Source organism: Clostridium sp. 1001283B150225_161107_B6, from assembly GCF_015556325.1.
Lineage (GTDB): Bacteria > Bacillota > Clostridia > Lachnospirales > Lachnospiraceae > Enterocloster.
Genome location: NZ_JADNMD010000014.1, coordinates 77,573 through 91,462, shown reverse-complemented (window position 1 = coordinate 91,462; position 13,890 = coordinate 77,573). Strand labels below are relative to the sequence as shown.

The 13,890-nt window shown below is 50.9% G+C and carries 14 protein-coding genes; 9 read left to right on the top strand and 5 right to left on the bottom strand.

Annotated elements, in window-relative coordinates:
• Window positions 1-27: 27 nt before the first annotated feature.
• The 3 genes from I2H39_RS24410 to I2H39_RS24400 are packed head-to-tail and all read right to left on the bottom strand — an operon-like array spanning window position 28 to window position 2,841.
• Window positions 28-1,200, bottom strand: coding sequence for an iron-containing alcohol dehydrogenase (locus I2H39_RS24410; protein WP_195627729.1), 1,173 nt, complete (start codon window positions 1,198-1,200; stop codon window positions 28-30).
• A 21-nt stretch (window positions 1,201-1,221) separates the two neighbouring features.
• Window positions 1,222-2,052 carry an HAD family hydrolase gene (locus tag I2H39_RS24405; protein WP_195627728.1) on the bottom strand — a complete coding sequence of 277 codons (831 nt, stop codon included), beginning with the start codon at window positions 2,050-2,052 and terminating at the stop codon, window positions 1,222-1,224.
• 15 nt (window positions 2,053-2,067) lie between these two features.
• Window positions 2,068-2,841: an SDR family oxidoreductase gene (locus I2H39_RS24400; RefSeq protein ID WP_138306323.1), complete on the bottom strand. Its 774-nt coding sequence runs from the start codon at window positions 2,839-2,841 to the stop codon at window positions 2,068-2,070.
• Window positions 2,842-3,036: 195 nt separating this feature from the next.
• Here I2H39_RS24400 and I2H39_RS24395 point away from each other — a divergent pair, with 195 nt between their 5' ends.
• The 9 genes from I2H39_RS24395 to I2H39_RS24355 all read left to right on the top strand — a co-directional run bounded on the left by I2H39_RS24395 (window position 3,037) and on the right by I2H39_RS24355 (window position 11,271).
• Window positions 3,037-3,531: a PTS sugar transporter subunit IIB gene (locus I2H39_RS24395; protein ID WP_138306324.1), complete on the top strand. Its 495-nt coding sequence runs from the start codon at window positions 3,037-3,039 to the stop codon at window positions 3,529-3,531.
• 64 nt (window positions 3,532-3,595) lie between these two features.
• Window positions 3,596-5,200 (top strand): PTS system mannose/fructose/sorbose family transporter subunit IID, encoded by a 1,605-nt coding sequence (locus I2H39_RS24390; RefSeq protein WP_138306325.1) that lies wholly within the window; start codon window positions 3,596-3,598, stop codon window positions 5,198-5,200.
• 80 nt (window positions 5,201-5,280) lie between these two features.
• Window positions 5,281-6,111, top strand: coding sequence for a class II fructose-bisphosphate aldolase (locus I2H39_RS24385; RefSeq protein WP_195627727.1), 831 nt, complete (start codon window positions 5,281-5,283; stop codon window positions 6,109-6,111).
• A gap of 12 nt (window positions 6,112-6,123) precedes the next feature.
• Window positions 6,124-6,552, top strand: coding sequence for a hypothetical protein (locus I2H39_RS24380; RefSeq protein ID WP_195627726.1), 429 nt, complete (start codon window positions 6,124-6,126; stop codon window positions 6,550-6,552).
• Window positions 6,553-6,568: 16 nt separating this feature from the next.
• Window positions 6,569-7,330, top strand: coding sequence for an SDR family oxidoreductase (locus I2H39_RS24375; protein WP_195627725.1), 762 nt, complete (start codon window positions 6,569-6,571; stop codon window positions 7,328-7,330).
• Window positions 7,331-7,448: 118 nt separating this feature from the next.
• On the top strand, window positions 7,449-8,174 hold the full coding sequence (locus tag I2H39_RS24370; protein WP_138306329.1) for a GntR family transcriptional regulator: 726 nt from the start codon (window positions 7,449-7,451) through the stop codon (window positions 8,172-8,174).
• Between the two features lie 25 nt (window positions 8,175-8,199).
• Window positions 8,200-8,460, top strand: coding sequence for an HPr family phosphocarrier protein (locus I2H39_RS24365; RefSeq protein ID WP_138306330.1), 261 nt, complete (start codon window positions 8,200-8,202; stop codon window positions 8,458-8,460).
• Window positions 8,461-8,477: 17 nt separating this feature from the next.
• Window positions 8,478-10,193: a phosphoenolpyruvate--protein phosphotransferase gene (gene ptsP / locus I2H39_RS24360; RefSeq protein WP_195627724.1), complete on the top strand. Its 1,716-nt coding sequence runs from the start codon at window positions 8,478-8,480 to the stop codon at window positions 10,191-10,193.
• A gap of 19 nt (window positions 10,194-10,212) precedes the next feature.
• A complete protein-coding gene (locus tag I2H39_RS24355; protein WP_195627723.1) occupies window positions 10,213-11,271 on the top strand; it encodes a 2-hydroxyacid dehydrogenase in 1,059 nt (352 codons plus the stop codon).
• A gap of 73 nt (window positions 11,272-11,344) precedes the next feature.
• Here the strand turns inward: I2H39_RS24355 and I2H39_RS24350 are convergent, their stop codons facing one another.
• Entirely contained in the window at window positions 11,345-12,688 is a 1,344-nt protein-coding gene (locus tag I2H39_RS24350) for a GntP family permease (protein WP_195627722.1), read from the bottom strand.
• Between the two features lie 22 nt (window positions 12,689-12,710).
• On the bottom strand, window positions 12,711-13,856 hold the full coding sequence (locus I2H39_RS24345; RefSeq protein WP_138306334.1) for a sugar diacid recognition domain-containing protein: 1,146 nt from the start codon (window positions 13,854-13,856) through the stop codon (window positions 12,711-12,713).
• Between the last annotated feature and the right edge of the window lie 34 nt (window positions 13,857-13,890).

Below are 13,890 nucleotides of genomic sequence, written 5' to 3'. Positions count from 1 at the left end.
TCAAACTCCCCGCCATGTGGTCTTGGGCTATTTGAAGAGCTGGTAAATGCGAATCAGGTCCTCGGTACTCAGTTTCATGAAGTTTCCAGCCATGCCGTCAGGCCCCCGGCGCACCGTGGAGCACAGGGCCGGTATATCCTCCTCCTTCACACCCAGTTCGCTGTAATGTACCGGAATGCCTACGGACACATAAAACTGCTTCTGCCGTTCGATTCCTTCCAGTATCATGCCTTCCACATCATAGGCATCGTATTCCATTTCCCATACCCTGTTAAAGTAGCGGGCAAAACGGCGTGTATCTGCTTTGTACACATATTTCATCCATCCCGGCGTCACACAGGCAACCCCGGCGCCGTGGGCACTGTCGTACATGCCCCCTATTTCAGACTGTATGCCATGGACCGTTCCTTCTGTGACACGCCCTACTCCGCAGCTGTCATTATGGGCCAATACACTGGCCCAGAGAAGCTGTGCCCTGGCATTGTAATTTTCCGGTTCCTTAAGGGCAATGGGAAGATACTTGATAACGGTGCGGAAGATACTCTCACCCAGATTGTCGGTCAGATAATTATCCTCGCCCCTTGTAAAGTACCGTTCATGGACATGCGCCATAATGTCCACGGCTCCGCACGCAGTCTGAAACGCAGGAAGGGTATAGCTTAATTCCGGATTCATGAGGGCGAAAACAGGACGAATCCTGTCATCGTTCAGGGAACGTTTTAATATACCATTGGTCATGACGCAGCTGAAGGAACCCTCGCTGCCTGTTCCGGCAATAGTCGGAAGGGCGCCCACCGGAAGGGTTGCATGGACGGGTGTTTTTTTGAGAAAATACTCATCCCATACATTTTCCTCAGTAAGGGCTGCCACACCTATGTATTTAGCAGTGTCAATGACGCTGCCGCCGCCTACTGCAAGCAGGAAATCCACATGCTCCTCCTTAACAACAGCAACCCCTTTATCACCGGTCCCAATGGTGGGATTGGGCTTAATGCCCTTAAAATCCACATAAGGGATTCCAGCCTGGTCAAGGGAAGCAAAAATCTTGTTTATTAAGGCTGTCTCAAACTCAAAATCAGTACCATAATGAAGCACCATCACCTTGCTGGCGCCGTACTGGGAAATATAGTTCCCCACATTCATTTCTTCGCCCTTCCCGAATATGAAGCGGGTGGGACTGTAAAACATAAAATTGTTCATAAAAACTCCTTTCGCTATATATTAAATTATTAAGTATTGCTCAATTGCCCTGGCCACCCCATCCTCATCATTTCTTCCAATGATATGGGCGGCGGCGCAGCGTACCTCCGGTTCTCCGTTTGCCACAACAAATGAATTGGGGCAGTTCTGAATCATCCTTAAGTCATTCCGGTCATTTCCAAATACATATACCTGGTCCATGGACATGCCGTAATAGTCTGCAATGAACTGGATTCCGGACCATTTGTCCACGCCGGGATGTACGATGTCAAATGAATCAGGGGTGGAACGGATACAGGAGAGGGCGCCGGTGTGTTCAAAGTAAGACAGGACCAATTTGCGCTCCTGCCGGGAATGAATCAGCAGTGACAGCCGTTCGGCTCCTGATGCCAAAAGGGGACGGGCCTGGTCCGGGGAACGCACCACTGTAATGGGAACCGGGGGAAAGCCAGCCTTTACCAGCCCCATATTATAATCCCTATACCGTGCCAGCCGCGTGGGCGTGTCTGCCGTGTAGATGGCATCCGTGTAAAAAACCGCCCAGTCCATATGATGGAAAAAACAAAACTTCAGGAATTCCCACGCCGCTTCAGGGGGAAGGCAGGTCTGGCGGAGTATGGTTTTGTTCAGGCTGATATTGGCCGCATTATTGGATATCAGGGGGGTATCCAGACCCAGTTCATGGGTGTAGAGCCGGACCATGGACGCCGGGCGTCCCGATGCAATACAGGGAATGCCGCCGGATTGTTCCAGTTTTTTTATCGCGCTTAGGCTGTAGGCGGATATTCTGCGGCTGTTATCCAGCAGGGTCCCGTCCAGGTCTATAAAAACCAATTTTTTGTCTGGTTTCATATGAATGCTCCCGGATTAATATCCCAGCAGCAGGCCGCCGGTCATATCCACGCATGTCCCCACGGCCAGCTCACATTTATCGCTGGCCAGAAACGCCACCATGGTTCCGATTTCCCATGGCTCCCCCACCCGTTTTAAGGGAACCCGTTCTACCCGCTGGTTGAATTCATCGCGGTTTGTCTCATACTGTGTTTTTAGTGTATTAGCCATTACAAAACCCGGCATGACGCCGTTGACATGTATTCCATATTCAGTCAGGTCCACGGCCAGGGAGTGGGTCAGCCCTGTTTCACCGGATTTGTTGCACACATAGCAGACGCGTCCTTTTGTGGTGGAGGTACAGGATGCTTTGGAGAGTATGTTTACAATCCATCCTCTTCTTTTAGCAGGTATTACCCTGCGCGCAAACTCCCTTGACATCAGGAACTGTCCGGTTAGATTGTCGTTTAAACACTGGTTCCAGTCCTCCAGTGTGATATCGGTAAACTTCTTGGAAACACCGCGGCCCGCATTATTCACCAGAATATCAACCTGGCCGAAATTCTGAATGGCGCAGTCAAATATGGCTGCCACATCCTCTTCCTTTCCCACATCCCCCTGTACGGCTGCTGTCCTGATTCCATAGTGCTCTGAAAGGTAGCCGGCAAATTCCAGGCAGGCTTCTCTGTTGCGGTGGTAATTGATAACCAGGTTGGCGCCTTCCTGCGCAAACACTTCACTGATTCCGGCTCCGATTCCCTTGGAACCGCCGGATATGATGACTGTTTTTCCTTTATGGCCTAAATCCATGTATAACCTCCTCTTGTATTTTGTTTGTCTGTTAATGATTCTACCTATATTGTATCTAATTTGTCCTTTTTGTCAATATAAAATTAAATCAATTTGCAAAAAGTATATTGACAAATTGAATCACATGCATTATGGTATAGACATACAAATAAAACAAAATTACACAAAAAAATGCTTAAGGAGGTGCGAGATTTAATGAGTAATGTAGTAATGACAAGGGTTGATGCCAGGCTGATTCACGGTCAGGTAGCGGTGCGCTGGACAAAGGTCCTGCAGGCCAAGAAGATTGTGGTGGTTGACAACAAGTCGGCAGCTGACGATTTTCTGACAGAGCTGCTGCTTCTGGCAGCCCCCCAGGGTGTCACGGTCCAGGTAATGGATGAGGCAAAGGCGCTGGAGGAATGGAAAAAGGACGGATATGGGGAACAGAACACCATTATTATTTTCCAGAACATTGACACGGCCAAGCGGTGCTATGACCAGGGGCTGAATTACACATCCATCAACATAGGACAGGTACCCAAGATGGCGGACAGGCCATACCACGCAAACAATACCTGCCACCTGAGCGAGGTGGAGCTGAATGCCCTGAAAGGACTGAACGGAGACGGCGTAAGGGTCTATTTCCATCCCACGCCGGAGGACAAGCTGGTTGAATTTGAAGCTGCATATAAGAAGCTGAAGGGATAATAGAGACAATCGTATCTTGAATCTGAAGGGATAATGATTTGCAAAATGTGATGGAGGGGAAAGAATGGAATTATCAGTTTTACATTGCTTTTTGATAGCTGTATGGTATTGGGTCATAAACTGTGATTTAGGTAATCTGGGAAGGGCGTTGATGAACCCCTGTTTAAACGGCGTGCTGTTCGGACTGGTTTTCGGGGATGTGGTAACCGGCACGATTATCGGCGCAACCATTAATATTATGTACATATCAATCGCTGCAGTGGGCGCCAACATGCCGGCAGACGATTCGCTGGCAGCCTGTGTGGCCATACCGGTTGCACTGACCTCGGGTCTGGACCCGGCAACCGCAGTTCTTCTGGCAACTCCTTTTGGTATCCTTGGCACGTTTATGGACAACGCGAGAAGAATGGTAAACGGCTACTGGAACCGCAAGGCGCACAGGGATGCACAGGCCCTTAACTTTAAGGGAATCACCATGGACGGCACGATTTATCCGTTCCTGACACAGTTCATAGTACGTGTCCCCATTGTCTTTGCCATCATGCTGGGCGTCAGCAGAGGCACCACAGCCATTCTTGACGTGGTACCCCAGTGGCTGCTTACCGGCCTGTCCGTGGTAGGCGGCATTCTTCCGGGATTCGGACTTGTACTCTGCGCAACCTTTATCGGAAAGAAGAATTTCCTTCCCTTCTTTGCACTGGGCTTTTTCTCCATGAAGATATTTGGCTTTACCACCCTGGTTGCTGCTGTGTTCGGCATTATCCTGGCAATTGTATATGTGCAGCTGGCTTATCCGAAGCAGGAGGGGGAGGAACCCTTTGATATGTCTATTTTTAAGAAAAAGGGCGGTTTTGAAGGCGCCCTTACAAAACGGGACTGCCACAGGACTGCGTGGAGGGTCATGCTGGGGCACCGGTTCGGCAACAGCCTGGAAGCCATGTATGGTACCGGCGTGGGCTATGCCATGATGCCTGCCCTGAGAAAGCTGTATAAGGGAAAGGATGAGGAACTGAAAGAAGCAATGGACCGCCACCTGCTTCCGTATATATCTGAGATGTCCCTTGGAAACTGTATCATGGGTGCCGCCCTGGCCATGGAAGAGGAGATTGCAGCAGGTTCAGAAGGAATTGACGGTGACGATGTGATTACCCTTAAGTCGTCCCTGATGGGGCCCTTTGCAGGCTTTGGTGATTCCCTGCTCTGGTCTACCTATGCGCCTGTTGTCAGGACTGTATTTATCCCGTTTGCATTGGGCGGCTCCGTACTGGCCGGACTTCTCATGGAACCATTCATCCGTTTCAGCGCATGTCTGGCAAGTATCTGGTCCTTTGACCTGGGTTATAAGATGGGTAAACGTTCCCTGATAGCCCTGCTCAGAGGCGGCTGGATGAAGAAGCTTATGGCGGGCGCCGGTGTCATGGGAATGTTCATGCTGGGAGCCATGGGCTCCAGCTATTGCAAGCTGAATCTGGCGCTTTCCATTGCAAGTGAGACCCTGGGCGGCGCGATTTCCATTCAGGAAAAGCTGGACGGCATCCTGCCCGGACTGCTTCCGTTTATCCTGATGATGGGTGTGTATTCCTACTTTGAAAAAGGCGGTAAGTATTTAAGGCTGATTATCATTACGCTGGTGGCCTGTCTTGCAGGAGCGTTCCTGGGTATTGTATAAGACAGCAGCTGTTATGGGACAGTGGGGGGATGCCTGAATCCGCGTCCCCTTACCATCCCCTGAAAATGGAGGAGATTATTATGTTAGTCAATATGTGCGATATTTTAAGAAAATCAAGGGAAGGCAAATATGGTGTGGTGGCTCCTAATATATGCAATGAGGATACTGCCAGGGCAGCCATAGAGGTGGCTGAGGAGAACCGTGCGCCCCTGATTCTGGATGTAATCTTTAATGTAAATCCCGATATCCCCCTTTTTGCCGATATATGCGGGAAGCTGGCCGGGAAGGCATCGGTTCCCGTGGCGCTGAATCTGGACCACGGCGGATGCTTTGAGCATGCCATGATTGCGCTGCGGGCAGGTTTTTCCTCCATTATGGTGGACCGTTCAAGCCTTCCCTATGAGGAGAATGTGGCGGAGGTTGCGGAACTGGTTAAAATCGCCCACGCAGTAGGTGTCAGCGTGGAGGCGGAATTAGGACATGTGGGAAGCGGAGAGCAGTATGACGCGGACCGCAATGCAGGGCTGACCGACCCGGGACAGGCAAAGGCCTATGTGGAGGCAACAGGCATAGACGCACTGGCAATTGCAATCGGAACAGCCCACGGAAAATATGTGGGCACACCCTATCTGGATTTTGAACTTCTGGAAAAAATATACAACGAAGTGGAGATACCCCTGGTACTTCACGGAGGCTCAGGCTCAGGAGATGAGAACCTGGCCAGGGCCACAAGCATGGGCATCACCAAGGTTAACATAGGAACAGACCTGTTCCAGGCAGGAGTTGATAATCTGCTGGCGCATCACAGTGAAATCAAAAGGGCTCATCTGGGATATCAGCTGATGGCAGACGGATACAAGGCAAAACTGCTTCACTATATGAAATTATTTAATCAGTGCGGTAAGGCATAGAAAGGAGGATATATGGAACAGCAGGTACCGGCAATACTGGTCATTTCCCACGGATTTTTCTGCAGGGAGCTGGTTAACTCCGTCAAGATGGTATTTGGGGATGTTGCCAGGCTGGACAGCCTTCCCCTGGAGGAGGGAATGGACCCGGAAACGTATGAGGAACAGCTGAATCAGCTGATTGACTCTTATGACGGAAATGTATTTGTATGTGTGGATATTATGGGCGGCACACCCTTTAAATCCCTTGCAAAGGCAGCCCGTACACGATGCTTATATGGGGTTGCGGGGGTCAGCATGCCCATGCTGATAGAGGTATTATCAGACCGTGACCAGATGGATAAAAAGGAACTGGCTGCACAGGCTGCTTCTGTCTGCAGGGATATGGTAATGGATCTCACGGAGTATATGGAGAAGATGCACAGGATTGGATTAGGGGAATAGACAGTAAGGAGGCACCATGGATTTAGGTTTAAAAGGAAAAGTTGCGATTGTGACCGGAGGCGGACGGGGTATCGGCAAAGGCTGCAGTACGGTCCTGGCCCAGGAGGGATGCAGCCTGGCAATTGCCGACCTGGCCCATGACGGGGACACAAGGGCCTATATGGACGGGCTTGTGAAGCAATATGGGGTGGATGTGCTGGAGCTGAACGCAGATGTCAGCGATGAAAACCAGATTGATATGATTTTCCAGGCTGTACTGGAGCATTTCGGCAGAGTGGATATCCTGATTAACAATGCGGGCAGGGGCGCCATCCGCAAGCCGTTCCACCAGCTCACCACAGAGGAATGGAGGTCGGTACAGGAGATTACGCTTAACAGCCAGTTCTTTATGAGCCGCAAATTTGTAAAATACTGCCGGGATAATGACCGTCCTGGCAGCATAGTCAATGTACTGTCCAAGTCTGCATTTACCACAAACAGCAAGGACAATACCACATACATCAGCGCCAAAATGGGCGCATACGGACTTACCAAGGGTATTGCCAATGAAATGGCTCCCTACGGTATCCGGGTCAACGGAATTGTGCCCGGCTATGTACAGACAGAGCGTACATATCCGGACGGGGATGCAAGGACAGAACGGATGCGTGCGCTGCTTCCCACAGGAAAATTCACCCTGCCCATTGAGATTGGACAGGTTGCCGCATTCCTGTGTTCGGACTGCTCGTCGCAGATTATTGGGGCAGCCATAGACTGTTCCGGCGGAACAATGCTCTAAAAACCCGCCATATCATATGGAAGGCAGGTATTTTTGCAAAATAATTGTTGATTGTATCTCGTTCCACCAATATAATATAATTAATTATTATGCAAAAGTTTGGGAGGGGGGTATATCGATGAAAAATCTCAATGTTTCAATGCCTTTATATTATCAGATTGTTTCCGATATCAAGGCTAAAATTGAGGAGGGCATACTTGCTCCCGGCGATAAGCTGCCAACTGAGAACTCACTGAGTAAGACCTATCAGGTAAGCAGGGTTACGGTGCGCAACGCATTGAATGCGCTGGTTGAAACAAAGCTGGTGGAGCGCCAGCCAAACAGGGGATACTTTGTGGCAAAGCTGCGGGAGGGCGTCACATCCCATAAGGGATTCAGCCTTTATGATGATTTGGTGGCAGCGGGTTACACCCCCGGCTCCAAGATTCTTTCAATGACAACAGAGAGCTGCGGTTCACGCCTGGCAAGCATCTTTGGCTGCGCTCCCGAGGATTTGGTGATTGTCATCCACAGAATACGGCTTGCGGACCAGGTTCCCTTTGCAGAGGAAGTGAATTATCTGCCGTCGTGGCTCTTTGAGGGAATCAATCCCTGGGAGATGGAAACAAAGTCCCTGATAGAAATCATGGAAACCCAGTTTGGGGTAAAGATTGCATATTCCATGCAGACATTGAAGGCCAAGGTTCCCACAAAGGAGCAGAAGGAAGTATTGAACCTGACAACCAATGCGCCCCAGCTGTCCATACGCAGTAAGGTCTATGATAAGAGCGGGAAGGTTGTAAAATACACAAAGGTATTTTTCAGAACCGATATTGTGGAGTATAGTTTCGTCTGGACCGTATAGTACGTTAAAAAACGGAGGTTTGGACATGGTAGAACAAAATGTAACGATTATAAATAAGACAGGCCTGCATGCAAGACCCGCCAATGGTCTTGTCAGCCTGGTCAAGAAATACGGCAGCAGAATCAGCCTAATCAGGGATAATAAGACTGCCAATGCAAAAAGCATCATCAATGTGCTGACCCTGGATTTAAATCAGGGAGCCCAGGTGCTGGTCCGGGCTGAAGGCGAGGATGAGCAAGAGGCTCTTGAGGCGGTTGTCACGTATCTGGCTGAGCTGGCAGAATAATCTGGAGGAGGACCACAATGAAAAAATTGTCTGGTATTCCTGTTTCAGATGGAATCGCCATTGGCCGTGTGCTGAAGCTGGATAAGGAGGAACGCGCTGTCGAGGCGTACACAATCTGCGAGGAGGACATAGAAAAGGAAATCAGCCGCTTTACAGAGGCCCTGGGGAAGGTGGCCTGCCATGTGCAGGCGCTGTATGAGTCCACAAAACAGAAGTTAAATGAAAGTGAAGCTGAGATTTTTGCGGCCCATTTATCGGTGATTGAGGACCCTATGATTGAGGATGGCGTAAAGGACCGGATTCGGGATGAAAGAATGAATGTGGAGCAGGCCCTTAAGCTGACATTGGATGAGATAGAAGCTCTGTTTGCAGCCCTGGACGATGAATATCTCAGGGAGAGGGGCGCTGATGTCAGGGACGTGGGCGGTCAGATAATGGACTATCTTCTGGGCAATGCATCCCTGGATTTAAGCAGGCTTCCCTATCCATGCATCATTGCAGCCAAAGACCTGACCCCCTCTGAAACCATGTCCATGGATTTCTCAAAAACCCTGGGCTTTATGACGGAGCAGGGAGGCAGGACATCCCACACAGCCATCATTTCCAGGTCCCTGGAGGTTCCTGCAGTGGTGGGAACCGGGGCCATGATGGAAGGGCTTAAGGATGAGGACTGGGTGATTCTGGACGCCCTGGAAGGCACAGTCATCATCAACCCGGATGGAGAGCAGATTACATTTTATAAACAGAAGCAGGAGGAGTATCTGGCCGGAAAACAGCTGCTGGCCCAGCTTAAGGATAAGCCGGCCATGACAGAGGACCATGCTGTTTTTGAACTGTGCGCCAACATAGGCAATCCGTCTGATGCGGACAGGATACTGGATTACGGCGCAGAGGGCATCGGGCTTTACAGAACGGAATTCCTGTATATGGGAAATTCCCATTTTCCCACGGAGGAGGAACAGTTTACAGCCTACAAAGTGGTGGCGGAGAAGATGGGGGACAAGCCTGTCATTATCCGGACATTGGATATCGGAGGGGACAAGGAGCTTCCCTATTTCACCTTTGAACATGAAGAAAATCCATTTTTGGGCTGGCGTGCAATCCGTATCTGTCTGGAGCGGGTTGATGTTTTCAAGACACAGCTTCGTGCCATTCTGCGCGCAAGCGCCTATGGCAATCTGAGAATCATGTATCCCATGATAATTTCAAAAGAAGAGCTTTTGCAGGCCAATGAAATACTTGAAGCCTGTAAGGGTGAACTGCGGTCTGAAGGGAGAGAATTCAACCCGGATATACAGGTTGGAATCATGGTGGAGACGCCTGCCGCTGTTGCCATGTCAGAGGTACTGGCAAAATATGCGGACTTTTTCTCCATTGGCACCAACGATTTGTGCCAGTATACATTAGCGGTTGACAGGGGAAATGTGAAAATAGCCGGCCGGTATAATCCACTTCATCCCGCCGTGCTCAGGAGTATAAAAAAGGTGATTGATGCCGCCCATGCACAGGGAAAGCCGGTGGGCATGTGCGGTGAATTTGCCGGGGATGAAAGGGCGGCCGTTCTGCTGGCCGGGTTTGGGCTGGATGAGTTCAGTATGACCGCATCCAGCATTCCCAGGATAAAAAGATGCATACGCGGCATACGGATTGAAGAGGCCAGACAGACCGCTGCAAGGGTATTGGAAGCAGAGACAATAGAAGAAGTGAGACAATTGATTGGATATGAGAAGTAATCCGGAAAGGAATTGACATATGAGTAAGAGAAAAGTAATTATGCTGACAGATTCATCCCTGACCTATCCCAAAGTGATGTCGCCGGACGCCCAGACTGTGTTAAAACGTCTGGAGGCTTACGGCGCTGAAATTATTTATGTACAGGACCAGAAAGACTGGGACCGTTCCATGTTTGTGGAGTATGCGTCCAAGGTGGAGAAGACCGGTCCTGAACCCTTTGAGGTAAATGAGGAGTTTTTAAAGGAGGCAGAGGAGGCAGAGGTTATTATTGCCAATTTTGCCCCGGTGGGGTCGGCAATCATTAAGGCGGGAAAGAATCTTAAGATGATAGGAGTCACCAGAAGCGGCGCCGAGAACATCAATATCGGGGCAGCCACGGAGCAGGGGGTTAAGGTGGCGGTTGCGCCCGGCCGCCTGGCAGACCCTGTTTCCGATTATACCGTTGGACTGATTCTGGCAGAATCCAGAAATATTGCCAGAATGAGCATCACGGACCATGACGGCCAGTGGATGACGGATGCGCCTAATTCTTCCTATATTAAAAGTTTAAAAGGCGCCACGGTAGGACTTGTGGGGTACGGAATCATCGGACAGAGGGTGGCGGCCAAGCTGCAGGCCTTTGGCTGCAGTATAATCGCCTATGACCCGTTCTGCAGACCTGAGGTTTTTGAGGCGACAAACTGCAGAAGCGTATCCCTGGAAGAACTGATGAAGACTTCCGATTATGTAAGTGTTCATGCCCGCCTGACCAGTGATACCCAGGGGCTTATAACCAGGGAGCATATAAACATGATGAAGCCCACGGCATTTTTCATCAACACGGCCCGCGCAGGGCTGGTGGATGAGGAGGCGCTGGTGGAGGCGCTGGCCGAACACAGGATTGGCGGGGCGGGACTGGATGTCTTTTCCGTGGAACCCATTCCTGAGGGACATCCCATCCTGGGGCTGGATAATGTTACCCTGACGCCTCACCGGGCAGGGAACTGCAGCAATCTGGCAGCCATTTCCCTGGATATTATTGTGGAGGATATTGAGCGCTATTTCAGAGGTGAGCCGTTGGCCCATGCAAAGAATTAGAAGAAAATACAGCGTAAGCAAAATCAAAAGGAATCCCCGGCCAGGGGATTCCTTTTGATGTACTGAAATTTGGCTAATGCACAAATACCAGGGAAAGTATAAACACAACAATAATAGTTACAATACCCATTACCCCTGTCATACCGGTCTGGCATTTATAGGCATCCTTTGTCTCCATGTCTGAGAACTGGGATACCACCCAGAAGTAAGAGTCATTGGCATGGGACACGGTCATGGAACCGGCTCCGATGGCCATGATGACAAGCACCTTTGCCAGCGGGGTGGTAAATCCCAGGGCAGGCATCAGAGGCGCAATCATAGCGGAGGTGGTAATCATGGCCACCGTGGAGGCGCCCATGGCTGTCTTTAACAGGGCTGCAATGATGAATGGAAGGAATACGCCCACTCCAAGGCCCAGAAGGGATGCGCTCAGCGCGTCAGCGATAGGCAGTTTCTGAAGGATGGCTCCGAATGCGCCGCCTGCGCCGGTGATGGCCAGGATGCCGGCGGAGTTGGTGACGCCTTCCGTAATCCAGGACAAGGTATTTTTCTTCTCAGCGGCCGGAACCAGGGTCATGGCCAGGAACACGCCTAAAATCAGGGCAATGACAGGGTTTCCGATAAAGGAGAAGAACATCTTTACAGCGCCGTCTCCAAAGGGAGCGCTGGGGAAGTCGCCCACGGATTTAAGTGCAATCAGTACGATGGGAAGCAGGATGGGTGAGAAGCTGTGAAGGGCGCCGGGCAGCTTGCCGTATTTCTGAAGCAGCTCATCTACCGTGTACTCAGGGTTTGCAGGGATATCAATTTTGCTGGATACCTTTTTTGCATAGAACAGCGCTGACAGGGTGGCTGGAATGGATACCAGAAGTCCCACCAGTATGGTCAGTCCCAGGTCGGCTTCCAGGGTGCCTGCCATGGCGATAGGGCCGGGGGTAGGCGGAACCAGACAGTGGGTTGCATATAGGCCGCCTGACAGGGCTGTGGCCATGACGGCCAGGGATACGTTGCTCTGGCTGGCCAGGGCCCTGGAAATCGGGCTTAAAATGACAAAGCCGGAATCACAGAATACAGGAATGCCTGTCACATAACCGGTGATGGCCATGGTCAGGACGCTGTTCTTCTTTCCCACCAGCTTGAGAATGGTGTTGGCCATGGTCAGGGCAGCGCCTGTCTTCTCAAGAATGGTTCCGATGATGGTTCCTGCCAGGATTACGATACCGATGCTGGCCAGTATGTTGCCGAAGCCGCTTTTTACTGTGTTGATGACTTCCTCTGTGGGAATGCCGCACACCAGGCCCACTGCAATGGCAATGACCGTAAGTACTAGGAACGGATGCTGGTTAAATTTGGATATGGCCAATACCATACATACTACGGCCAGAAATATAACTAAAAATATAAATATACCTGACATTGTAAAACCTCCTCAACTATGTTTAAGTGATATCACCCACCGGATGATACATGAAAATCAGACGAATCAGGAACTCCCTGGTAAAGGGAGTTTCGTTTTCCAGGTCCAGCAGCTGGAACAGCCGCTTCATCCTGTAAAGAAGGGTGTTCTTGTGAAGATGGAGCCGGTCGGACGCCTTCTGCACACTGCCGTTTTCCTGGTAATATACCCCGGCAGTCACCAGAAGGACCTCGGCCTGTCTGGCATCCTGGCTGTCTGTCAGCTTCCGGTACAGCATTTCTGCATACTTCATACCGCCGTGAATCAGGGACTTGTAAATCAGATACTGAATCCTGACCTGGCTGTCCTCCAGATTCCGGACCGGTCCCCCCTCCATGGAAATCAGGGTGTTGGATTCCTTCATACCGCCGGGAATATCCTCCAGCCCTTTGCAGGCGCCGCTGACAGCAATGCAGAGTCCCTTCTCCCGGACCACCTGGGCTATGATTTTGTCCAGGGCCTCGTCCCTGCCGTGCCGGGGAACACTGTGAATGATGATGCAGTCATTGTTCTGGATGCCGAACACATCCTTCCCGCGGTCCAGGGCGCCCTGCCAGGCCATGTTCTGAAAGAGCTGGGTGTAGTGGTTCATCTGCTCCCTGGTATTTTCCCGTCCGCCTGCCCGTATTATGATGACCTTTACAGGAAAGGCCGGCTGGACCGGAATCAGGGCGGACAGCTGGCATATGGTTTCCGTCTGCCCTGTGTCTCCCAGCAGCATCAGACCCAAAAGCCGGTTTCTTACCTCGGACTCCACGTTCTGTTTCTGCGCCATGGCCTGCTGGGCAAAATGCTGGGCCACATAGACCTTCAGCAAATTAGCCACATTCAGCATCTGTTCCTCACATCCAAAGATGCCCACCACCCCTATCAGCTCATCCTTCAGAAAGATGGGCATGTTGTAGCCCTCCTTTGCGCCGGGATACCGGGGCAGGTCCCTTGTCTCAATAAGAACCGGCTTTCCCGTGGCAATGACCTCGGCAGCGCCCTGGTGGAAGGTGCCGATGCGCTCCTTTTCCGTGGAGGCGATGATGGTCCCTTCCCGGTCCATGATGTTGATGGTGCGTCCTCCCACCAGGGAGGAGGTGGCTTCCACAAAATCCTGTGCCATACTGGAAAATTCTAGCATATCGTCCTCCTGCCAAGAAATGTATCCCTGATGT

Coding starts and splice junctions, on each gene's coding strand:
- I2H39_RS24370 (WP_138306329.1), top strand. CDS start 7,449: ATGAAAAATCTCAATGTTTCAATGCCTTTATATTATCAGATTGTTTCC.
- ptsP (WP_195627724.1), top strand. CDS start 8,478: ATGAAAAAATTGTCTGGTATTCCTGTTTCAGATGGAATCGCCATTGGC.
- I2H39_RS24350 (WP_195627722.1), bottom strand. CDS start 12,688: ATGTCAGGTATATTTATATTTTTAGTTATATTTCTGGCCGTAGTATGT.
- I2H39_RS24355 (WP_195627723.1), top strand. CDS start 10,213: ATGAGTAAGAGAAAAGTAATTATGCTGACAGATTCATCCCTGACCTAT.
- I2H39_RS24375 (WP_195627725.1), top strand. CDS start 6,569: ATGGATTTAGGTTTAAAAGGAAAAGTTGCGATTGTGACCGGAGGCGGA.
- I2H39_RS24390 (WP_138306325.1), top strand. CDS start 3,596: ATGGAATTATCAGTTTTACATTGCTTTTTGATAGCTGTATGGTATTGG.
- I2H39_RS24345 (WP_138306334.1), bottom strand. CDS start 13,856: ATGCTAGAATTTTCCAGTATGGCACAGGATTTTGTGGAAGCCACCTCC.
- I2H39_RS24400 (WP_138306323.1), bottom strand. CDS start 2,841: ATGGATTTAGGCCATAAAGGAAAAACAGTCATCATATCCGGCGGTTCC.
- I2H39_RS24395 (WP_138306324.1), top strand. CDS start 3,037: ATGAGTAATGTAGTAATGACAAGGGTTGATGCCAGGCTGATTCACGGT.
- I2H39_RS24405 (WP_195627728.1), bottom strand. CDS start 2,052: ATGAAACCAGACAAAAAATTGGTTTTTATAGACCTGGACGGGACCCTG.
- I2H39_RS24380 (WP_195627726.1), top strand. CDS start 6,124: ATGGAACAGCAGGTACCGGCAATACTGGTCATTTCCCACGGATTTTTC.
- I2H39_RS24365 (WP_138306330.1), top strand. CDS start 8,200: ATGGTAGAACAAAATGTAACGATTATAAATAAGACAGGCCTGCATGCA.
- I2H39_RS24385 (WP_195627727.1), top strand. CDS start 5,281: ATGTTAGTCAATATGTGCGATATTTTAAGAAAATCAAGGGAAGGCAAA.
- I2H39_RS24410 (WP_195627729.1), bottom strand. CDS start 1,200: ATGAACAATTTTATGTTTTACAGTCCCACCCGCTTCATATTCGGGAAG.